Source organism: Pseudodesulfovibrio piezophilus C1TLV30 (assembly GCF_000341895.1).
GTDB lineage: Bacteria > Desulfobacterota > Desulfovibrionia > Desulfovibrionales > Desulfovibrionaceae > Pseudodesulfovibrio > Pseudodesulfovibrio piezophilus.
Genome location: NC_020409.1, coordinates 1,773,246 through 1,793,843 on the forward strand (window position 1 = coordinate 1,773,246; position 20,598 = coordinate 1,793,843).

22 protein-coding genes are annotated in these 20,598 nt (G+C 54.4%); 5 read left to right on the forward strand and 17 right to left on the reverse strand.

The window, feature by feature from the left end; genetic code table 11:
* Window positions 1–95: 95 nt before the first annotated feature.
* Complete coding sequence (locus BN4_RS08490; RefSeq protein ID WP_015414972.1) at window positions 96–1,202, forward strand: Gfo/Idh/MocA family protein; 1,107 nt, start codon at window positions 96–98, stop codon at window positions 1,200–1,202.
* 69 nt (window positions 1,203–1,271) lie between these two features.
* Here BN4_RS08490 and BN4_RS08495 read toward each other — a convergent pair whose 3' ends face one another.
* The 8 genes from BN4_RS08495 to BN4_RS08530 all read right to left on the reverse strand — a co-directional run bounded on the left by BN4_RS08495 (window position 1,272) and on the right by BN4_RS08530 (window position 7,528).
* The gene (locus tag BN4_RS08495) at window positions 1,272–1,913 is read right to left on the reverse strand and encodes a ribonuclease HII (protein WP_015414973.1); all 642 of its coding nucleotides are present in this window, start codon (window positions 1,911–1,913) and stop codon (window positions 1,272–1,274) included.
* 247 nt (window positions 1,914–2,160) lie between these two features.
* The gene (gene rplS, locus BN4_RS08500) at window positions 2,161–2,511 is read right to left on the reverse strand and encodes a 50S ribosomal protein L19 (protein ID WP_015414974.1); all 351 of its coding nucleotides are present in this window, start codon (window positions 2,509–2,511) and stop codon (window positions 2,161–2,163) included.
* Window positions 2,512–2,540: 29 nt separating this feature from the next.
* Window positions 2,541–3,836 carry a tRNA (guanosine(37)-N1)-methyltransferase TrmD gene (gene trmD / locus BN4_RS08505; RefSeq protein WP_015414975.1) on the reverse strand — a complete coding sequence of 432 codons (1,296 nt, stop codon included), beginning with the start codon at window positions 3,834–3,836 and terminating at the stop codon, window positions 2,541–2,543.
* 2 nt (window positions 3,837–3,838) lie between these two features.
* Window positions 3,839–4,459 (reverse strand): ribosome maturation factor RimM, encoded by a 621-nt coding sequence (gene rimM, locus BN4_RS08510; RefSeq protein ID WP_015414976.1) that lies wholly within the window; start codon window positions 4,457–4,459, stop codon window positions 3,839–3,841.
* 12 nt (window positions 4,460–4,471) lie between these two features.
* Window positions 4,472–4,705 (reverse strand): KH domain-containing protein, encoded by a 234-nt coding sequence (locus BN4_RS08515; protein WP_015414977.1) that lies wholly within the window; start codon window positions 4,703–4,705, stop codon window positions 4,472–4,474.
* A 79-nt stretch (window positions 4,706–4,784) separates the two neighbouring features.
* Window positions 4,785–5,030 (reverse strand): 30S ribosomal protein S16, encoded by a 246-nt coding sequence (rpsP, locus tag BN4_RS08520; protein WP_015414978.1) that lies wholly within the window; start codon window positions 5,028–5,030, stop codon window positions 4,785–4,787.
* A 117-nt stretch (window positions 5,031–5,147) separates the two neighbouring features.
* Complete coding sequence (gene ffh, locus BN4_RS08525) at window positions 5,148–6,680, reverse strand: signal recognition particle protein (RefSeq protein WP_015414979.1); 1,533 nt, start codon at window positions 6,678–6,680, stop codon at window positions 5,148–5,150.
* A gap of 155 nt (window positions 6,681–6,835) precedes the next feature.
* Entirely contained in the window at window positions 6,836–7,528 is a 693-nt protein-coding gene (locus BN4_RS08530) for an SOS response-associated peptidase (RefSeq protein ID WP_015414980.1), read from the reverse strand.
* Window positions 7,529–7,807: 279 nt separating this feature from the next.
* Between BN4_RS08530 and serS the strand changes: the two genes are divergently transcribed.
* Complete coding sequence (serS, locus tag BN4_RS08535; protein ID WP_015414981.1) at window positions 7,808–9,088, forward strand: serine--tRNA ligase; 1,281 nt, start codon at window positions 7,808–7,810, stop codon at window positions 9,086–9,088.
* A 59-nt stretch (window positions 9,089–9,147) separates the two neighbouring features.
* Here the strand turns inward: serS and BN4_RS08540 are convergent, their stop codons facing one another.
* The 3 genes from BN4_RS08540 to BN4_RS08550 are packed head-to-tail and all read right to left on the reverse strand — an operon-like array spanning window position 9,148 to window position 12,288.
* Window positions 9,148–10,593: a protein adenylyltransferase SelO gene (locus BN4_RS08540; protein ID WP_015414982.1), complete on the reverse strand. Its 1,446-nt coding sequence runs from the start codon at window positions 10,591–10,593 to the stop codon at window positions 9,148–9,150.
* The gene (locus tag BN4_RS08545; protein ID WP_015414983.1) at window positions 10,594–11,535 is read right to left on the reverse strand and encodes a phosphotransferase enzyme family protein; all 942 of its coding nucleotides are present in this window, start codon (window positions 11,533–11,535) and stop codon (window positions 10,594–10,596) included. It abuts the gene before it with no gap.
* Between the two features lie 3 nt (window positions 11,536–11,538).
* Entirely contained in the window at window positions 11,539–12,288 is a 750-nt protein-coding gene (locus BN4_RS08550) for an SDR family NAD(P)-dependent oxidoreductase (protein WP_015414984.1), read from the reverse strand.
* Window positions 12,289–12,338: 50 nt separating this feature from the next.
* On the opposite strand from BN4_RS08550, the gene BN4_RS08555 reads away from it, so the two are divergent.
* Both BN4_RS08555 and BN4_RS08560 read left to right on the forward strand, forming a co-directional pair.
* Window positions 12,339–13,499 carry a pyridoxal phosphate-dependent aminotransferase gene (locus tag BN4_RS08555; RefSeq protein WP_015414985.1) on the forward strand — a complete coding sequence of 387 codons (1,161 nt, stop codon included), beginning with the start codon at window positions 12,339–12,341 and terminating at the stop codon, window positions 13,497–13,499.
* Window positions 13,496–13,831: a TraR/DksA family transcriptional regulator gene (locus tag BN4_RS08560; RefSeq protein WP_015414986.1), complete on the forward strand. Its 336-nt coding sequence runs from the start codon at window positions 13,496–13,498 to the stop codon at window positions 13,829–13,831. Before BN4_RS08555 ends, BN4_RS08560 begins: the two co-directional genes overlap by 4 nt.
* 67 nt (window positions 13,832–13,898) lie before the next feature.
* On the opposite strand, the gene BN4_RS08565 is transcribed toward BN4_RS08560, so the two are convergent.
* Window positions 13,899–15,134: a bifunctional cobalt-precorrin-7 (C(5))-methyltransferase/cobalt-precorrin-6B (C(15))-methyltransferase gene (locus BN4_RS08565; RefSeq protein WP_015414987.1), complete on the reverse strand. Its 1,236-nt coding sequence runs from the start codon at window positions 15,132–15,134 to the stop codon at window positions 13,899–13,901.
* 167 nt (window positions 15,135–15,301) lie between these two features.
* Between BN4_RS08565 and fsa the strand changes: the two genes are divergently transcribed.
* The gene (fsa, locus tag BN4_RS08570; protein WP_015414988.1) at window positions 15,302–15,955 is read left to right on the forward strand and encodes a fructose-6-phosphate aldolase; all 654 of its coding nucleotides are present in this window, start codon (window positions 15,302–15,304) and stop codon (window positions 15,953–15,955) included.
* 100 nt (window positions 15,956–16,055) lie between these two features.
* Here the strand turns inward: fsa and cbiD are convergent, their stop codons facing one another.
* Genes cbiD through BN4_RS08595 form a run of 5 tightly spaced genes read right to left on the reverse strand, consistent with a single transcriptional unit; the run spans window position 16,056 to window position 20,436 of the window.
* On the reverse strand, window positions 16,056–17,165 hold the full coding sequence (gene cbiD, locus BN4_RS08575) for a cobalt-precorrin-5B (C(1))-methyltransferase CbiD (protein ID WP_231856595.1): 1,110 nt from the start codon (window positions 17,163–17,165) through the stop codon (window positions 16,056–16,058).
* On the reverse strand, window positions 17,153–17,629 hold the full coding sequence (locus BN4_RS08580) for a DUF2867 domain-containing protein (protein WP_015414990.1): 477 nt from the start codon (window positions 17,627–17,629) through the stop codon (window positions 17,153–17,155). Before BN4_RS08580 ends, cbiD begins: the two co-directional genes overlap by 13 nt.
* A complete protein-coding gene (locus BN4_RS08585; RefSeq protein WP_041720238.1) occupies window positions 17,626–19,137 on the reverse strand; it encodes an SDR family oxidoreductase in 1,512 nt (503 codons plus the stop codon). Before BN4_RS08585 ends, BN4_RS08580 begins: the two co-directional genes overlap by 4 nt.
* A gap of 29 nt (window positions 19,138–19,166) precedes the next feature.
* Window positions 19,167–19,427, reverse strand: a complete 261-nt coding sequence (locus tag BN4_RS08590) for a hypothetical protein (protein ID WP_015414992.1) — start codon at window positions 19,425–19,427, stop codon at window positions 19,167–19,169.
* Window positions 19,428–19,443: 16 nt separating this feature from the next.
* On the reverse strand, window positions 19,444–20,436 hold the full coding sequence (locus BN4_RS08595; RefSeq protein WP_015414993.1) for an NAD(P)H-dependent glycerol-3-phosphate dehydrogenase: 993 nt from the start codon (window positions 20,434–20,436) through the stop codon (window positions 19,444–19,446).
* Window positions 20,437–20,598 lie beyond the last annotated feature (162 nt).

Sequence of the window (20,598 nt, forward strand, 5' to 3'; positions counted from 1 at the left end):
AGGTGATATCACAGGGGAGATTGAGAAGCCATAGCAAGGCTTCCCCCTTCCCCCCGACAGCCCAATACGATAGTCTGAAGCATGGAGGAAATATCATGCTCAAATATGCCATGATCGGCGGTGGTCCCGGCGCATTTGTCGGTCAAGTCCATAGACGCGCTTTAGCCCTGAACGGACAGGCGAAATTAGTGGCAGGCTGTTTTTCCCGCGACCTGGAGAAAACAAAACGCCTTGGCCTGGAGCTGGGACTGGATGAAGACCGGCTTTACGCCACGCCGGAAGAATTGACCCGGCTTGAAGCCGGCGATGTCGATTTCGCCGTGGTCGTCACCTCCAATGAAGCCCACTACCCCAATGTAAAAACATGCCTGGAGAACTCCATCCATGTCATGTGTGACAAGCCGTTCACGCACACCTCTCACCAAGCGGTTGAACTGGTGGAAATGGCACGAGACAAGGGCTTGCACCTTGGAATATCATACACCTATGCAGGTTACCCCATGATCAGGCAGGCTCGGGAGATGATCGAACGAGGTGACATCGGGACAATCCGATTCATCAATTGTGAATATCCTCAGGGCTGGCTGGCAGAAGCGGTCGAAACAACGGGACACCCGCAAGCTGAATGGCGGGCGGACCCTGAGCGAAGCGGTGGCATTCTCTCTCTTGGAGACGTGGGAAGTCATATCGAGCACCTCGTTCCCCACGTCACCGGCCTGGTTGTCACCCGGCTGGCTGCCCGACTGGATACTCTGGTCGAGGGGCGCGAACTGGACGACAACGGAACTATTCTCACCGAATACAATACCGGGGCACGAGGCATGTATTGGTATTCTCAAGCCGCCACAGGCACGGTCAACGGGTTGAAACTCAGAATTTTTGGCGACAAAGGTGGGCTGGAATGGTTTCAGGAGGAGCCTGACCATCTGTATTACATGCCTCTGAATGAATCGACTCAACGCATTGTTCGCGGGTCTCCAGCCATGCTGCCGGGGGCACAAAGATTTTCCCACACCCCACCCGGTCACCCGGAGGGCTGGCTCCTCGCATTCGCCAATCTCTACAAATCATTCTGCGCCACCATAGAGTATGGGGAAAAGCCGGACTTTCCCGATGGTGAAGATGGACTTCGAGGCATTCGCTTCATTGAAGCATGTGTGGAAAGTTCTCGCCGCGAAACTCTTTGGCAGGAGATCAATTGATTCTCGAGTGGTATGTTTTCAGGACTGGTACAGCATCCCCCCTTTGCTCCTGGATGAAGGCAGGTGCGGCTAGAAGAGGCTGCCTTGTTTCTGTATGGGCTGCTCCTCTTTGACACCGCGAAAAGTGAGACGATGAATCCTGCTTGGACCAAGTTCCCGAAGAGCCTGCATATGGACTTTGGTTCCATATCCCATGTGTTTGGTGATCCCATAGCCCGGATACCGTTTGGCCAGTTTGATCATCAGCCTATCCCGAAAGGTTTTGGCCATGACTGACGCAGCAGAGATGGCAGGCACACTCCCGTCGCCCTTGATGACATATTCCTGGGCAATATCTTGTTGGAGTGCATAGGAGGGGATAGTCTTGTTGCCGTCAATACGGAGGAACAGGGGCTTTTCCTTAAGCGAGCGTACTGCCCGCGCCATGGCTTGATACGTAGCCTCAAGAATATTGATGGCATCAATTTCCGGTGCCCAGGCAACACCAACAGCCCAGCAGACAGCCTGTTGCCGTATCTGGTCGTAAAGGACTGCTCGCTTGGCAGCTGTCAATTGTTTGGAATCCGTCAGGCCGGGCAGGTCATACTCGGCTGGCAAAATACACGCCCCAGCCACGACAGGCCCGGCCAGGCATCCTCGCCCGGCTTCGTCAACCCCCGCAATCTCGGTGACTCGATATCCGCTGGCACAAAAAAGACTTCCCTGGCTCATTCTTCCTCCCTGACCAACCCTGCACGATATCCACATCAAAGGGAACTGTCCCCATCGACATGTTCACCATAGCACACACCACAAAAGCCCGGAGCGTTGAACGCTCCGGGCAAATATTCCCACGAGAAGATTGAAAATCTTCAGTCAATGACGATCTGTTGTCTCACTTCAAAACTGGACCACGATGATTCACATCACACAATGAATCCGACAACTGAAGACAGGACAGGGCGTCGCTGATCCGAAACTATTCCCAAATCTGCTTGGACTTGATGCGAGCAGCCTTACCGCGCAGGTTACGCAGGTAGTAGATGCGGCTCCGGCGAACCTTTCCTTCAGAGACCACTTCGACGCGATCAATGAAGGGGGAGTTCATGGGGAACACGCGCTCGACACCGATTCCATCGGAAATCTTGCGAACAGTGAAAGTAGCGTTGGTCGTACCGCGACGGCGACGCAGGACAGCACCCTGGAAAACCTGGATGCGTTCTTTCTCGCCTTCGATGATACGATAGTGAACCTTGACGGTGTCACCGGCCTTGAATGCGGGAACGTCGAGACGAATGTGTTCGGCTTCGATCTTCTTGATGATGCTCATGATAATCTCCTTAATCCTCAAAAACTATTCTAATATTCATCTGCTATGAGCCGATCCACTATGATGGCGACCGCACTTCTCACGGACAGATGGTTATAGTCGTCCAAAAATCGGATGGGGCGCAGAATCCCCTCTGCCTTTGCGAGAACTTCCTCGGCAAGGCCATGACCGGTTCCAAATACAAGTAAAACCGGCGAAATTTCTAACCATTTTCTCACATCAGCATAGGTGAGAGCCGGTTCAGCGTGCTTGCGGCGATCAAGTCGTGCAGACGTAGCCGCGAGGCGGGGACATTGCCCTGTTTGCGTTTCAATGTCAAGGACCGCTGCCTCTATATCGTCAAAAACCTTGACCTTGGAAAAAGCTTCGGCCCGATCGGGGTTGGCGATACTTCCTGCCCCCTTTTTCCAGTGATTGAGCAGCTGCTCTGCCAGGGCTTTCTGATCCTCGATGGGGGTGGTGGCATAAAATCCGCCCAGACCGTAGCTCCTTGCTACGCGAGACATATCATGCAAATCGAGATTGGTGACGGAGACGGCTACCTTTTCTCCAAATTTATTGACCACGGGATAATGGCACAAGGCAATGTAGAGATTACGCCCCAAGCGAGTTCGCGACAGGGTTCGCAAAAAATCGATATCCTCAACAGTCAGGCTTGCCTCGGGCAGTACATCGGGGCGGTCATTCAAGGTGCTCTCAAGGGAGCACTCCCGCCGCCACTCCTCAATCTTGCCATGGTTGCCGCCCCGCAACACTTCAGGCACCACAAGTCCCTGATAGTCATCAGGTCGCGTATAGTGCGGATACTCCAGCAATCCTGCGGAAAAAGATTCTTCCTCGCCGGAATCGGTATGCCCCATGAAATCGGGAAGCAACCGTGCCACGGCCTCTACGAGACAGACGGCCCCGGCCTCCCCTCCATTGAGAACAAAATCGCCCACACTGACCATCTCGATGGGATAAAGATCGAGCAGGCGCTCATCAATCCCTTCGTATCGCCCACAGATAAGGGTTAAATCCTCTTCGGCGGATAATTCGCGGGCTCGAGCTTGGGTCAGAGGCTTGCCGCGCGGAGAAAGCATCAGGATGCGCCCCGGTGACTCGATGGAATCCAGCGCCTTGGCCATGGGATCAAGCTTGAGCAACATCCCCGGCCCACCGCCAAATGGCCGATCATCCACAGACTTGTGGATACCCCCGGCAAAATGGCGCACATCGACATGGTCGAAGGCCACCAAGCCGTTTTCAACGGCTTTTCCCATCAGCCCCGAAGCAAACGGAGACTCGAAATAATGAGGAAATATGGAGACAAGGTGAAAATTCATGATCACTCTGCCTGAGGCGTCTTGGGCGGACGCGGTTTTTTCTTCGAAGTCCGGCGTCGCGGTTTCTTTTTTTGGGGTGGCTCTGGATTGAGATAAAGATCGATCAACCCTTCGGGCGGATCAACGAGAATCACTTCTTCATCCAAATCCACATCAAGAACAAACTCGGGAACCGCAGGCAGAAGAATCTCCTTGCCATCATCAGTGATGATAACCCAGGTATCCTGCTCGGCTGTTTCGAAGAACTGTTCCAGAGTGCCGAGGTCTGCCCCATCCTGCAAACGCACCCGGCAGCCAAGCATCTCATAGAGATAATGCTGACCTTCTTCGGGTGCAGGCAGATCGTCCTCATGCACGAGCACGGCAAAGCCGCGCAAGGCTTCAGCCTCATCGCGATCATCCACTCCCTGGCACTTCAAGAGGACAAGCCCCTTGTGCTCTCGCCAGGAACGGAGAACAAACGGTTTTGGCGGTTTATTGCCATCCTGAAGGAACAGCGCAGCCACGCTCCCGAAAAGCGACGGGGAGTCCGCATAACTCTTTATGCAGAACTCCCCGCGAATTCCGTGCGGCTTCGCCACTCCGCCAACTTGGATAAACCCGTCGGTACGGCGTGTTGTCATTAAGCTCAGATGTTATTCAAGAATCTCCAAAACGGAGCGCTTGCGTGCTTTGGTGGAGGCTGCGCCAAGCAAGGTACGCATGGCCCGAGCCGTGCGGCCCTGTTTGCCGATCACCTTGCCAAGGTCTTCCTTGGCCACCTTCAGCTCAATAACCGAGGTCTGTTCGCCTTCGACTTCAGACACGTGCACTTCATCCGGGTTGTCCACCAGGGACTTGGCAATGTACTCAATCATCTCTTTCAGCATGACGTCTACCTCCGGTGTCGACGCGTCGTCGCGCGCCGTGAACTTGAGCTGCCAAACGAAAAACCGGACCTTGAAAGCACTATGCTTGCTTGCCGGCCTTTTTCAGCAGGGAACGAACAGTATTACTAGGCTCGGCGCCTTGTGCCAGCCACTTTTCAATCTTTTCCATATCGAGCACGATGTCGTTAGGTTCGACCATCGGATTGTAATGTCCGAGGAACTCAACAGGACGTCCATCACGACGTGTGGCGCTGTCGAGAGCCACGACGCGGTAGAAGGGACGCTTCTTGGAACCCATCCGGGTCAGTCTGATTTTCATAGCCATGGTACTTATACTCCCAATAATTGTTTAATACGTTTTTGCACACTACTTGGCAAGTTGATATCTATTATAAAGATCACCGGTCATGCCCCTGCCTGGGGCCGGGCAAACTTTACACCGCTACTTTTTCTTCTTTTTCTTCTTCTTGGCCTGCTTGTTCAACTTTTTCTTGTTGCGGGCCTTGAGGGTTTTCTTCGAGATGGTGCGCTTGGTGCCTTCTTCCTCTCCCATACCGGGCATTCCCATTCCGGGAGGCATGCCGGGCATACCGTCCATGCCACCCAGTGCGCTCAGATCAGGCATGCCACCACCAAGACCGGGTAACTTGGGCAAACCGAATTTGCCTTTCTTTTTACCGCCGCCCATCATGGCCTGCATGACCTTGCTCATCTGCTTGAAATTCTTCATCAGCGCGTTGACATCCGCCACCTTCACGCCAGAACCTTTAGCGATACGCTCTTTGCGACTCTGGTTGATGAGCTTGGGTTGACGACGCTCTTTCATGGTCATGGAGGAAATGATCGCCTCAGTGCGCTTCATTTCATCTTCCGGCAGGGCGTCCTGCCCCATCTGCTTCATGATGTTCCCCATACCGGGAATCATCTTGAGCAAGCCTTCCATGGAACCGAGTTTTTTGATCTTGCGCATATGACTGCGAAAATCTTCAAAATCAAATTCGGCCTTGGCCATCTTCTCTGCCATGGCCTTGGCTTCATCCTCGTCAATTTCGCTCTGTGCCTTCTCGATAAGCGTCATCATGTCGCCCATTCCGAGGATGCGAGAGGCGATACGATCCGGGTGAAACAGTTCCAATTCGGAAAGTTTTTCACCAACACCGACAAATTTGACGGATTTACCGGTCACGGTCTTGATGGACAGCGCTGCACCACCACGGGCGTCACCATCCATCTTGGTCAGAACGACACCGGAAATCTCCAGCTTCTCATTGAAAGCTTCGGCAACGGTCACCGCGTCCTGGCCGGTCATGGCATCGGCCACAAACAAAATTTCCTGGGGGGTACAGGCGTTCTTGATATTCTCAAGCTCGTCCATCAACCCTTCATCGATATGCAGACGACCCGCTGTATCGAAAAGGATGAGATCACATCCCATCTCTTCGGCCTGAGCCAGCGCATCCCGACAAATATCCACCGGATTCATATCCGTGGTAGACGGATAGACAGGCACATCAAGCTGCCGGGCCAACGTCGTCAACTGATCAATGGCGGCAGGGCGGTAAACATCAGCAGGAACAAGGTACGGCTTCTTGTCATACTGCTTGCGCAAATAGAGCGCGAGTTTACCTGAACTGGTGGTCTTACCCGACCCTTGAAGGCCAACCATCATCAGCTTGAGCGGCTTGGCCTTGATATCAAGGCCCTGTTGCTCTCCGCCGAGCAGTTCGATCAATTCGTCATTGACGATCTTGATGATCTGTTGCCCCGGATCGAGGCCTTTCATGACCTCTTCGCCCAAAGCTCGATCTTTTACTTGATCGACAAAGCCTTTGACGACCTTGAAATTGACATCCGCCTCAAGCAACGCCAAACGGACCTCACGCAACCCTTCCTTGACATTGTCTTCGGTGAGTTGCTTCTGGCCCTTGAATTTTTGAAAGGCATTGCCAAGTCTTTCTTGCAGGCTTTCGAACAAGTGTCCTATCTCCCTAAAATCTATCGGTGTCCACGCGCAAAATACCCATCCAGCGTGGGCAAAGAGGGGGTTTGTTAAGCCAGAAACGCAAGATAGTCAAGGCCACAGAGGGTTCGAGCCACGCTTTTCAACATGCACACAACTCTAGAAAAAAACTAGAGCAGCCTTCCCTGTCTCGGCGCTGAAATCGAGTCGAGCAGGTCCTCACTCTCATGACCAGGATCATTCACCGCATAGGAAACCAGCCAAGCACGCATATCATTCCCCTGATATGGAACAAGCATATCCCGTAGCGTTTCCGGCCAAATATTTTCCGGATCGAGCCATTGATCCCATTTTTCATGGGGCACGATCACCGGCATTCTTTCATGAAGAGGACTCATGACCGCATTGGCTTCACAGGTCAGAATAGCGACGGAATCGACAACCTCGCCGATCTTTGCATCCTGCCAACTCGCGGAAAGAGCTGCCATGCAGAAAACTTCGTTATCAAGCAACCCCACGGCATAGGGTTGCTTCCCATGGCCCAACCGCTGCCACTCGTAAAAAGCCTGCGCAGGCACGAGACATCTTCCATGCTGGACAGACTCCCCAAATGACGGTTTGTCAAAAAGGGTTTCCGCCCTGATATTAATCATGGTGTATCCGGCTTTTTTTTCTTCAGCCCGGTGAGGGACCAATCCCCACCAGCGGGTTGACCAACATCTTTTCCCACCCATGTTGGCCAGGGTATGAATTTCCTGCCCCGGAGCCACATTCAAACGGGGGTCATAGTTCTCTGGAACCTGAACCTCCAAAGCCTCAGCCAACTGTTTTTTGGGAATCCCAAGAGCAAATCGTCCACACATTCACTCACCATACATGTATCTGTCTCCCTTGACCACCCCGGCAAAGATTCTCATTCCTCGCCCGCAAGTATATACTCTATAAATACAAGCAGACATGTGGCTAAAATGAAAAACATGTGCGTACACGTTCTCCCTCAAGCCGAACAGCAGCAAAGGTCAAGGTTGGAACGCGCCAGGGACCGGCAGGATAAAACCGTGACTGGCATCCTGGAAACCGGGCTTTTCATCTCCGCCCTTTTCCTTTAGTACGAGAAGCGAATGTAGCAAGGAGACATATTCATGCTTGATCTTAAGTTGATGCAGAAAAATCCGGACGTGGTTCGGGAGAGCCTGGAAAAACGTGGCTCGAAAATAGATGTTCAGGAATTTATTGATCTTGATACGCGCAGGAAGGCGTTAATTGGCGAAGTTGAATCCCTCAAGGCTGAAAAAAATGCCGTGGGACCGGAAATAGCCAAGCGCAAAAAAGCCGGAGAAGATGCTTCGGATCTGTTGGCCAAGATGGGACAGGTCTCTGCCCGCACCAAGGAACTCGACAGTGAGTTGACTCAAGTTGAATCGGCGCAGAAGGACTGGATGATGTCCGTGCCGAATATCCCCCATAAATCTGTCCCGTTAGGGACAAGTGAAGAGGACAATCCTGTCCTGCGATACTGGGGTGGAAAACCCGAACTGGATTTTGCTCCCAAAGAGCACTGGGAATTGGGAACCAACCTGGGCGGCTTGGATTTCGAATGCGCGGCCAAACTTGCCGGAGCGCGTTTTTCCATCAGCTATGGCTGGTGTGCCCGGCTGGAACGAGCCCTGGCGCAATTGATGCTGGATACCCAAACGAGTCTGCACGGATATACCGAAGTCATTCCACCAGTCATCGTCAATCGCAAGACAATGACCGGCACCGGTCAATTGCCCAAATTCGAGGAAGATCTCTTCAAGCTCAATGATGATCGTGAATTTTATCTGATCCCCACAGCTGAAGTGCCACTGACCAATATCTACGCCGGGGAAGTGATCGACGAGGAAAAGCTCCCCGTTAAATTTTGCGCTCACACCCCTTGCTTCCGCTCCGAAGCAGGATCATATGGCAAGGACACCAAGGGACTGATTCGACAGCACCAGTTCAACAAAGTTGAAATGGTCAACTTCGCCCACCCCGAGCACTCCTATGAAGCACTGGAAGACATGACAGCCGCAGCCGAAAGGATTCTGCAACTGCTCAACATCCCATACCGTGTCATAGAACTGTGCACCGGTGACATGGGATTTGGCGCGGCCAAGACGTATGACATTGAAGTCTGGCTGCCCGGTCAGGATCAATACCGTGAGATTTCCTCCTGCTCCAACTGTGAGGATTTCCAGGCGCGCCGAGCCAACATCAAATTCCAACCCCGCGACTCCAAGAAAAAACAGTTCGTTCATACTTTGAACGGTTCCGGCCTGGCCGTGGGTCGATGCCTGGTTGCCGTACTGGAAAACTACCAACAGGCAGATGGTTCTATTGTCATCCCCGATGCCCTCAAACCCTACATGGGCGGTATAGAAGTCGTCACACCGGAATAGAGCAACCTTCAAATAGGAAAAAGGCCGGAGCATGATCATGCTCCGGCCTTTCCCGTTTTTCAGGTTCCGCAAAAGGTCTGACGAACCCGCTCCTCTGGCCGGGGTGGGTCCATATACTCGGCATGCTCCGGCTGGCTCCCATACGGATGGGAGACAATCTCGATCAACCTGTGAGTGAGCGAAAAATCATCATGATCCTCTGCGGCCCGGATGGCTTCCTCCACCCGATGGTTCCGCGGGATGAACACGGGATTCGCCTGACGCATCATCGCCAATGACCGGTCACTGGAAAGAGTGTGTTCCGCTAAACGACTTTCACGAACGGCCAGCCACGATTCCACTGCCTGTCCCGAGGCAAACAATTGAACAAAAGCCTGCACATCATTGGTCAACCGGTGGAATGCCAAGGTGAAATCAACGCCATCAGCGTGCATGAGCCGCAACAGAGAGCGCACCATATCAAAATCCTTTTCATCCAAGGCATCCACCCCGATCTTGGCACACATGCCATCCTCATAGGCGTCCTTGAAAAGAGGTGCGAACGTTCCGAGAATCCGTTCTCCTTCGGCATGAGCCATGTCAGTTTTCTCATGCAGGAGCGGCAAAAGGCATCCCCCCAGACAGGCCATATTCCATTGAGCAATGGTGGGTTGATTATTATAGGCGTATCGGCCCTGATGGTCGATGGAACTGAAGACCGCCGTCGGGTCGTATGCATCCATGAAAGCACAGGGACCAAAATCGATGGTCTCGCCGGAAAGCGTTGTATTGTCAGTATTCATGACACCATGAATGAACCCGACACTCATCCATCGGGCCACGAGACGCGCCTGTGCATGACAGACGGCTTCAAACAGCGCGGCATAGGGATTGGCCGCTGTCCGAACTTCCGGGTAATGGCGATCAATGACGTAATCTGCAAGTCGCCGCACGGACTCAGAGTCCCCGCGCGAGGCACAATATTCAAAAGTCCCCACCCGGAGATGGCTGGCTGCAACACGCGTAAAAAGAGCACCCGGCTGGATGGTTTCACGAATCACCTCCTCGCCGCTCCCGACCATGGCAAGGGCGCGTGTGGTGGGAACTCCCAAGGCGTGCATGGCCTCGCTGACCACATATTCACGAATAACCGGTCCCAACGGGGAGCGTCCATCTCCATTTCTGGAAAACGGCGTCTGCCCGGCCCCCTTGAGTTGGATGTCAAAACGCTCTCCTTGGTCAGTAACGACTTCCCCCAGCAATACGGCACGGCCATCACCTAATTCTGGGACAAAATGCCCGAATTGGTGTCCAGCATATGCCAAAGCCACTGGATCACTGCCCGACCAATGGGTATTTCCGGAAAACAGCCCTGCCAGTTTTTCCTGATCTTCCGGCAGGTCGAGGCCAAGCTCGGCAGCAAGGGGACGATTCAACCTGATCAGGTATGGATCACGGACAGGCACCGGGGCAACACGTTTGAAAAAAATCTCGGGCAGCTGCAAAATACTCGTATCAAATCGCATTCATCGCTCCAGCAGGATCTTCCAGGCCGGGAGCAAAGTGTCGATACTCCGGGAAAGCAGGTGCATATATTTCATTTCCAGTGCCACCATTTCGTGATCATTTTTCCTGAGCCATTCAGACATCCAGGCAAAACGCATTCCAAGAATCATCTCAGGCAGAACATGAAAACCAGCGGCATCCAGAGCGTCCGAATTTCGCAAGGTGGTCAGCAATGCCGGAGCCAGACCAGTGACCAGGGCGTGAGGCTCTTCAATCCCGACACATCCCAGACAGTTGGCAACATCGAACAGGGCTGGACGAATTCCCATGAATTCCCAGTCCATGACAGCCCCCACGCTACGACCGTGCCAGAGAATATTGAGTGGATGGAAATCACCCTGACAAAGTGCTGTGGGCAAATCATGCCACGCCTCGAAAAGCGGGACCAGAGAGCCAAGCACCGGCAAAAGAGCCGCATGAATATCCGGCTGTCTCGATTTCATAACGGTCATCAAATCATTGATGTACTCTTCAAGAATGAACGCCGGTTCCGCATCAAAAGTGCGGACCAACCCTCCTACCCGATTCAGACCGGCCACAAAATCGCCGAGGTGTCTGCCCCGTTCGGCATCATCAACAAAATCGGGTTGAGGCAGGGGATCGCCAGGAACAAAGCGGGAAAGCTGCCAATGAGCATCCGCATGCTGCAAAACGAAATGATCGCCCAATCCCCGCTTGTACGCGAGCACAGGCAGCCCCATTCCTTCCAACTGGGCCAGAGCCTGACCAATCCGCTCCCGCTGTTCCAGTTGTGCCGGACGCAGGCACTCCAGTACCCAGACTCGACCCTGATCGTCTTCAACGGCCTGGCGAGAAGCGCACCGTTCAGGACTGCCGGGCAATGCGATATCCGAGCGAAGGCGGCCCGGCTTCAGCCCCCACAAGGGAAAAATATCAAGCATAAATCAAAGCTTCCTTATATCGACAACTTCACCATTTTTCTTTCGTGGGTCATCTTTGAGAAAACGAACCAGCCCACGCGCCGATTCCTCCGGCGTCAGCAACAGCCCCTGTTCCTTCCACGGCGTAAACACAGCCTTGAGCTTGTTGGCACTCTGGCCCTGACTGTTGCGGGCATCCTTCTGCATCCGAGTTTCCACGATACCCGGCCGCCAGATGATGGTGGTGAGGGGAGGAGCTTCGGCCGCCAATTGCCGCGCCAGATGCTCCTCGGCAGCCTTGGCAGCACAGTATGCGCCGATGCCGGGTTGCGCTCTGTCCGCGGCCCCGGAACCAAAGAACACCGCCAACCCATCGCCTCGCCATAGTAATTCCGGCACGGCTTGCCGGATGAGTTGATGCGCACCCGTGACCGACGCATTCATGACCTCGGAGAATTGTGATTTGTTCAATTCCCACACAGCCGGGCCAGGAGCCAAAACCCCCGCAGCATGAATGAAACCGTAGAAATCGCCGAACTCCTTGGCAGTGTTCACCAACTGGCGGGCCACGTTGGTCGAGGAGACATCGCCACAAACGAACGCCGCCTTGACACCATGCTTGCGACACATCGCAGCCGTGATAATCAGCGGCTCCTTGGATCTCGCTCCCAAAACAAGGTTGACCCCTTCCACAGCCAGTTCACTGGCCAGGGCTTTTCCGATGCCCATTGATGCCCCGGTCAGGACCAGGGTTTTATTCCTTAGCAAAGTCATATAGTATGTATCCTTCTCTTTAACCACGACCCTACGCGAGATTGAGACATATGTCATTGCGAGTCAGCAAACGCCGCAACCTTGTGGCACAGTCCGAAATCAGAAGCATGTCCATTGAATGTGCCCGAGTGCAGGGCATTAATCTGGCTCAGGGAGTCTGTGACCTGCCGGTGCCGGATGTCGTCATCAACGGCGCGGAAGAAGCGATGAAACACGGGACCAACATCTACACCCGTTTTGATGGACGGTTCGAACTACGCAAGGCCATAGCCGCCAAGCAGTACAGATTCACGGGCATGGACGTGGACCCCGAAGGACATATCATCGTTTCCGCCGGAGCCACCGGGGCCTTCTACTCCACCTGTCTCGCTCTTCTTGACGCAGGTGATGAGGTCGTGGTTTTCGAACCGTACTACGGATACCATATCGTGACCATGGAGTCGCTCGGTATCAAACCTGCCTTCGTTACCCTGAAGCCACCACGCTGGCATTTTTCCGAAGATGACCTGGAAAAGGTCGTCACTCATAAAACACGAGCAATCCTCCTGAACACCCCTTCCAATCCGGCTGGAAAGGTCTTTGCCCGGAACGAATTACAGATTATCGCCGATTTTGCCGAATCCCACGATCTTTTTGTTTTTACAGATGAGATATACGAACATTTCGTCTTTGACGGGCGGGAGCATATTGCCCCGGCCACCCTGCCCGGCATGGCCAGGCGCACCATAACCATCTCCGGTCTGTCCAAGATTTTTGCCGTGACTGGCTGGCGATTGGGCTATGCCCTTTGCGACCCGGAGTGGGCACTGCCCATCGGGCACTTCAATGATCTTGTTTATGTCTGTGCTCCGGCCCCACTGCAGATAGGGGCTGCCCGTGGTCTTGAAAAGCTTGGGACCGACTATTATCAAGCTGTTTCCGATGAGCACCAAGTCAAACGCGACCTGTTTTGCGCCACTTTGCGCGACATTGGTTTGCCCCCCCATGTCCCTGAAGGAGCATATTATACCCTCGCGGACATCTCCTCCCTCCCCGGAGAGACGGCCAAAGATCGAGCACTGAACCTCTTGGATAAGACGGGTGTGGCCTGCGTGCCAGGATCGGCTTTTTATCAGGGTAATGAGGGTGAGGGGCTGGCCCGCTTCTGCTTTGCGAAAGAGATGCCCCTACTGGAGAAAGCCATGAGCCGACTGCGAGGAGAATCAGCATGAATGATAGCCAGAAACAGGACTTCAGAGGCTATGCCAACCGCGAAATCGAATCCCTGAAGGCTGAAATTCCTCGACTGCAAGCATTACTCAAGCCCGTGTCACCGGACAATGCCATTGGACGTCTTTCGCGGATGGACAACATCGTCAATCAATCTGTGGCCGAGGCACAGCTTTCTAAATCCCGCATTCGCCTGATCCGACTGGAGAAAGCTCTCAAACGACTTGAAAGTGATGAAGATTTCGGCCTGTGCGTGGACTGTGGCGATCCGATTCCGATGGCGAGGCTCAAGGCCATGCCCGAAACGTTATTCTGCGTGGACTGTGCAGAATAAAAGGTTTTGCTCCGTTGATAACACCGTTGGACCTTGATCAGGAATCCCAGACGGCAATCAGAAAAAATCAGGGTTTTTCCGCCCAGATGATAAAAACCGGGTTTTGCGCCTTGAAACGCAGGTCGCCCGCAAGCGAATCCGTGGAAGATGCTTGAAGCTGGGTCACGCCAAAATGCCATCCGAGTTTCTGAAAATGGTCCTTGGCTGTATGCAGAGAGTCGAGAAGGATGGTGTGTGCAACGAGGCGTCCCTGCGGCTTGAGTCTTTCACAGGCGACCTTCAGCAAGAGGGTCTCCTGATTGGCATGACCGCCAAGCCCTCCGCCTATAAAAATACGATCCGGGTCAGGCAGATCAACGAGACAATCAGGAACTGAACCGAGGATGGTATCGACCAGCCACGCCCCTGTCCGCCGGATATTCTCACGAATCATGGCCGCACGGGTCTTGTTACGCTCCACGGCAAAGACTCTCCCTCTCCGGGCCAGATGGGAGGCCTCGATGGAGACCGACCCGCTCCCTGCGCCCAAATCCCACACTGTCGAATGGGGAGTCACGCCGAGATAGGCCAGTCCGGCCGCTCGGACGGGCAACTTGGTGATCAAATTTTTCTGATGCAGATAATAGTGATCAGGAATGCCCAAAGTCAGCTCTATTTCCGGTGGATACTGACGTTCGAGAATGACCAGGTTCAAGGAAGAAAAGTCCATCCCCCAGGTCTCTGGCAGGGCCAGGGCGCGAATACGCTCTTGCGGTGCGCCGATATCCTCAAGCACGGTCATCGAAAAGCAATCGGCCCCGCGTACAAGCAGGGCGCGAGCCACTTCGGCCGGAGTATTGATGGCATCGGTAAAGACCGCAACAAGATCAGCCCGGACCAGCGCGGCATACAGAGGCGAAAAATCATCCCGCCCATGCAGGGAGACAAAATCCATCTCCTGCCAAGGAAGGCCGAGGCGGGCCGAGGCCAGCTGCATGGTCGAAAGATTTGGTTCCACCAGCAGATTTTCGCGCCCCAGTTCATCCCCCAACCGTTTGCCGATTCCGAAAAACAGCGGGTCTCCATCGGCCAGAACCACAACTTTTCCACCGGACTGAGCCGTCTCACGGATCGTTTCGAGGATCGGAGGCAAGGGACCGGCTATGGGAAGCTGTCGAGCCTTATTCCCTGTCGAAGCGGATAAACCGGCCGCGAGCAATCGTTTGCCGCCGACCACGAGATCGGCGTTGTCCAGCGCCGCGAGTGCGGTACTGGACATCTCAAGAGATCCGGGGGTAAGTCCGATGATGCGGACGGGTTCCATTGTCGACATGCATGGTAATGTAAACGAAACCGGCGCAGGGGGAAAGGTCCAATGCAACGAGTTATAAAAGCGATTACGGACGGTTCCCACACAGCACTATTTCTGATAGGGAAAAGGGAATAAGAAGTGTCGCGCCGATTCGGCGATGACCGCAAGAAGGAGGACATATGCAATTCTTTCTCGATACGGCAAATCTGGATCAAATCCGCGAGGTCAACGAACTCGGCCTGCTTGATGGTGTCACGACCAATCCAACCCTGATGTCCCGCGAAGGCGGTGACTGGCGGGAACAGGCAGCACTGATATGCGAAATGGTGGATGGTCCAGTTTCACTGGAAGTCATCGGTACAACTCGTGAGGAGATGATCAAGGAAGCCAAGGATCTTGTTTCCTTCGGAGACAATGTCGTGGTCAAGCTCCCCATGATAGCCGAAGGACTCAAGGCACTCAAGGAACTGTCGGAACGTGGTGTGAAAACCAATGTCACCCTCATTTTCTCCCCAGCCCAGGCCTTGCTCGCCGCAAAACTCGGCGCGACATACGTCTCTCCATTTGTCGGTAGGCTCGACGCGCTCTCCCAGAGCGGTATGGAAACCGTGGATCAGATGCGCACCATTTTCGACAATTACAGCTATGAAACCAAAATCCTCGTTGCCTCGGTACGCCATCCCATGCATGTACTGGAAACCGGACTCATCGGCGCTGATGTTGTCACACTTCCCTATTCAACCATCATGCAACTGATGAAGCATCCATTGACTGACAACGGATTGGCGACCTTTCTGGCAGACTGGGAAGCCTTTCAGGCTGAAAAAGGATAAGATCGTTCATCCTCCGAAGCGCATACGGCCTGTCAGCGAGAACCTGGCAGGCCATTTCTTTTGCCTCTTGAGGCACACCATCCTTTCATACAAGACTCTTTCAGGATGTCGGCATGTCCAAACGGGTTCCGTCAAAATCAAAAACAGCGTAGTCCACCGCACATCGGTCGCCGGAGAAAGCTTGGGCAACACGAGTCGCCCGGTCAATCAGGGCTGCAATGAGTCGGAACCGGAGCCGGTCATCTTCCAGCAGAGCAAGTACTTGACGAGCGGTATTGGCATTGAGGATATCCTGTATATGTTCATGCGCACACCCGGCCTCACTGCACCATCCGGCCAATCGGTCAAAATCTATGGGATGGGTTTTGGCATGGGTATAAGCCAACCCCTGAGCCTGCTTGACCAGCTTACCGAAAAAAAGGGACCATGTGACACGGGCCATGCCACGGTCTGCGGCCGCCCGCATGGAGGACTCGAAAAAATCCGCTGCCTGGATGCAGGCCAATTCCGGCACCCCCGGAAAGGCCTCCAGATACAGGCGTTCCGAACGGCGGCCCGTTGTCAGAACCACGGCGTCAAGCCCTTGTGCCCGAGCCACATCCAGTCCTTCCTCGATAGTCGCTTTCCATGAAGCATGAGAGTATGGCTTGACGATCCCCTGTGTACCGAGAATGGAAATCCCGCCGAGAATCCCAAGACGCGCGTTCATGGTCTTTCTGGCGATAATGTGCCCATTCGGGACCTCGACAAGCACTGAAATGGAGCCAGTCCCCATTCCCTTGGCCGCCTGTCGCACCCCCTGCTCTATCTGCTTTCGCGGCTCTGGATTGATAGCTGCCTGACCAACCGGGATCGGCAGACCAGGCAAGGAGGCGCGACCGACTCCGGCACCACCGTCTATCTCCACCCGCAGAGGGCCGGAAGTCCCGCCAGACATGGAAACCACGGCTTGAATATCATGTCCGTGGGTCGCATCAGGATCATCCCCGCCATCCTTGACCACCGTAACGCGGACACCACCCGAAACCTTCTCGAACCGAGCAATCGGCACGCGCAAGGTCCCGCCGGGCGGCAAAGGGACGTCCACTGTCTCCGGGCACTCTCCCCCCAGCAGATACAGGGTCCCGGCCATGGCCGCTGCCGTGGCACAACTGCCGGTCGTCCGTCCGGTCCGCAATTTCTTGGATTCGTGCTCTGTCATGCGATCCATTCATAAGGAACACCACCAGCCTTGGCAATGCCTGTGAGCATACCGCGAAACACCCAGACATGCAGGGGCAATACCGCATACCAATAGACAGTGCCCAGAAAAGAGGTGGGAGAAAACATGAAATCAGCAGTCAATGCAGTGCCCCCATCCACGGGGTGAAGGCGAAACTCAAGCCGTGCTTGACCGGGAAGGACAGCCTCGGCCAAAAGGCATAATGAAATCGGTTCTTGAACCGTCTCGACGCACCACATATCTACATGGTCTCCGGGCAACAACACTTCCGGGTCCCGTCGCGACCGCAGCCCCACTCCTCCTGCTCGCCGATCGAGCCAACCTCGCACCGCCCAAAGCCAATCGGCAGAGTACCACCCGGTGTCTCCGCCTATACGGGACAGGAATGGCCAGACATATTCGGGCGTCGCCCTGAGTAACAGGCTTCGCTTCTCCCGAAAGGGACCGATCATGACCGGGATTTGATCCTGTCAGGACCTGAATACAAATGTGTCCCAGCCTGGCTGGATATGTTTTCGATCATGTTCGTGAACAGGACAATGTGAAATGGATACATGGCGTACCAATAGAGCAATCCTGTCAAACCTCGTGGTAGAAATTTGGCAGTCATGGACAAATCCACGGCATTCTCCCAATTGGTCTCCATCTTGAATTCAAGCAACGCTTCACCGGGCAGTCGCATCTCCGCCAACAGGAGCAGTCGCCGCCCTGTGTCACTGGCCAGAACACGCCAGAAATCAAGGGCGTCTCCCACCCGAGGAGCCTTGTCACCGCGAGGTCTCCCACGAGCCATTCCCGGCCCGGCAAGCAGCCGGTCGATAAAGCCCCGCAACCGCCATAAGGGATCACCGTAATACCATCCCTGCTCTCCTCCGATGCGCTCAATCACCCCCCAGACTTTCTTCGGATCGCCCTGAAGCCGGGCCTTATACCCCATCTCGAATTGCGTGCCTCCCGCGTACTCAGGATCATCCAGGCTGGCCCACTCCGGCATGCAGGCGCTGCCGACATCAAAAAGACACGTTTCCACCATCTGGTGCTCGGTTTTTTCCAGCGCTCGACGAATGGCTTCACGACAGGAAAGCAACTCCTGGGGAACGAGTGCGCGAATATCCTCATTGCGGCAGACGACTTCGTTCTTGAGGCCTTCGATCAGAGATCTGATAAGGGTAATGGGAACAGGCGTGATCATGGATACCCAGAATGCGGATAGATACGGAGACAGGAACGGCACAGAGAGGATACGCCGTCGGGGAAGTCCGGCCACTTCGGAATAGAGCCGAAAGAGTTCCATGTAGGAGAGCACATCCGGGCCACCTATATCGAGCGTCAGTCCGGCCGTTTCTTCATTCTCCAGACATCCAGTCAAATAGCCAAGGACATTGCGAATCGCAATCGGTTGCGCTTTGGTACGCACCCATTTGGGCGTGATCATCACGGGCAGGCGATCGGCAAGATATCGGATCATCTCAAAAGAAGAGGAACCGGACCCGATAATCTGAGCAGCACGGAGCGTCGTGACACTGGCCGGACCAAGATGCAGGATTCGGCCGACTTCGGCCCGTGAGAGCAGGTGCTTTGAAAGAGGCTGATCTTCCTGATCCTCACCCAGGCCACCAAGGTAAATGATCCGCTCAAGACCTGTTTCCTGAGCCGCGCTGACCATATTGTAAGCGGCGTCTCGTTCCTGAGCCGCGAAATCACGAGAGGGTCCTCCCATGGAATGAACAAGATAGAAGACTGCCCGGCAGCCCTGCACGGCCTCAATCAGGGATGTGACATCATGCATGTCTGCACGAACGGCCTCGACCCCCGAATTCTTGCCCCATGGACGAGACAGAATTTTATCCACACTGCGCCCGGCTGCCCGGACTCGGTGACCACACTCCAGCAACGCCGGAACCAGCCGCCCTCCTACATAGCCGGTGGAACCAAGAACCAGAACAGGACGCTCATCCATGGCTTGCGCCTCCCTTTTCGGAACTTCCCTTACTTCCTGAGCGGAATACCGTCGGACGGGTCCTTCAGAATCCATCCCTTGCTTTCCATGCACTTCTTGTAAATAGGCAACTGCCGATCCTGATCCAGCGGGTACTGCTCACTGGCAACGATACCACAATCAGTGGAATCCTTGTCAAACTGGTAATCCGCCTGTGTGGCATCGGGGATATCAGGGTTGACCCACGGACGGGAACACCCGGCCACCAGCAGAACCACCATCAGGACAAGAGAGAAAAACACCTTTTGCATCCAAGACCTCATTCTTCTATTCGTCTGTCAAATCACGGCTCAATAAATCCCGTACCGCCAGGGTCGCATCCTTGTCATCATATAGGATACTATAGACCTGTTCCGTAATGGGCAACTCCACTTTCAATTTTTTTGAAAGGTCATAGAGGGAACGGGTTGTTTTCACCCCTTCAGCCACTGCTTTCATTTCGCTGATGATGTCGTCCAGCGTGCGCCCCTGCCCCAACTGCAATCCGACCTGTCGGTTGCGGGAGAGATCTCCGGTACAGGTCAACACGAGGTCGCCCATGCCTGAAAGCCCCATGAACGTGCGCTGCTGCCCCCCCATGGCTATGCCCAGACGGCTCATCTCGGCCAGCCCCCGCGTAATCAGGGCAGCACGGGCATCATGCCCAAACCCCAGCCCGTCAGCGATCCCGGCCGCAATTGCTATGACATTCTTGACCGCCCCCCCAAGCTCGACCCCCCGATAGTCGGGCGTAAAGTAGACGCGAAAGGCCGGAGTTGAAAAAGCGGCCTGAAGCTCACGCCCCAATTCATGATCCTCACATCCCAGAGAAACGGTCGTCGGCATATCCCGGCACACCTCGGCGGCAAAAGACGGACCGGAAAGAGAAGCATAGCGGGGATGTTTACCATCCAGAGAGTGGGCAATCACACGACTCATAGGCTCAAGGGAGTCCAGTTCGATTCCTTTGGAAGCACAGACGATGACCGGCCTGTCTGGCAAAATATCCCGAAATTCGCCCAAGACTGAGCGAATATACTGACTGGGAATAGCCACCAGCAAGTAGTCGGCCCCGGCAAATGCGGCCCCGGCATCCGTCGTGGCCTTCAGGGAATCCGAAAGCGGGACTCCAGGGAGGTACGCCGTATTTTCCCGACGGGTATTCATTTCCTCAACCATCTCATGGTCGCGAGCCCAAAGCACGGTCTCCACACTGTTTTTGGCGAGCATATCGGCCAGGGTTGTCCCCCAGGCTCCGGCACCGAGCACAGCTATCTTCATATATTGAAACTCCTTGTCATGCTAATTGAAGTCACAGAGCATACGTGCGGGCTGCCGAGGAGGCAAGCGCAGACCTTCAAAGAGACCCCATGTTTCCAGCACCATGGATCACGTATGCGTGAAAGGAAGACCTGAAGCGTTTCCAATTTTCATGCGAAAAAA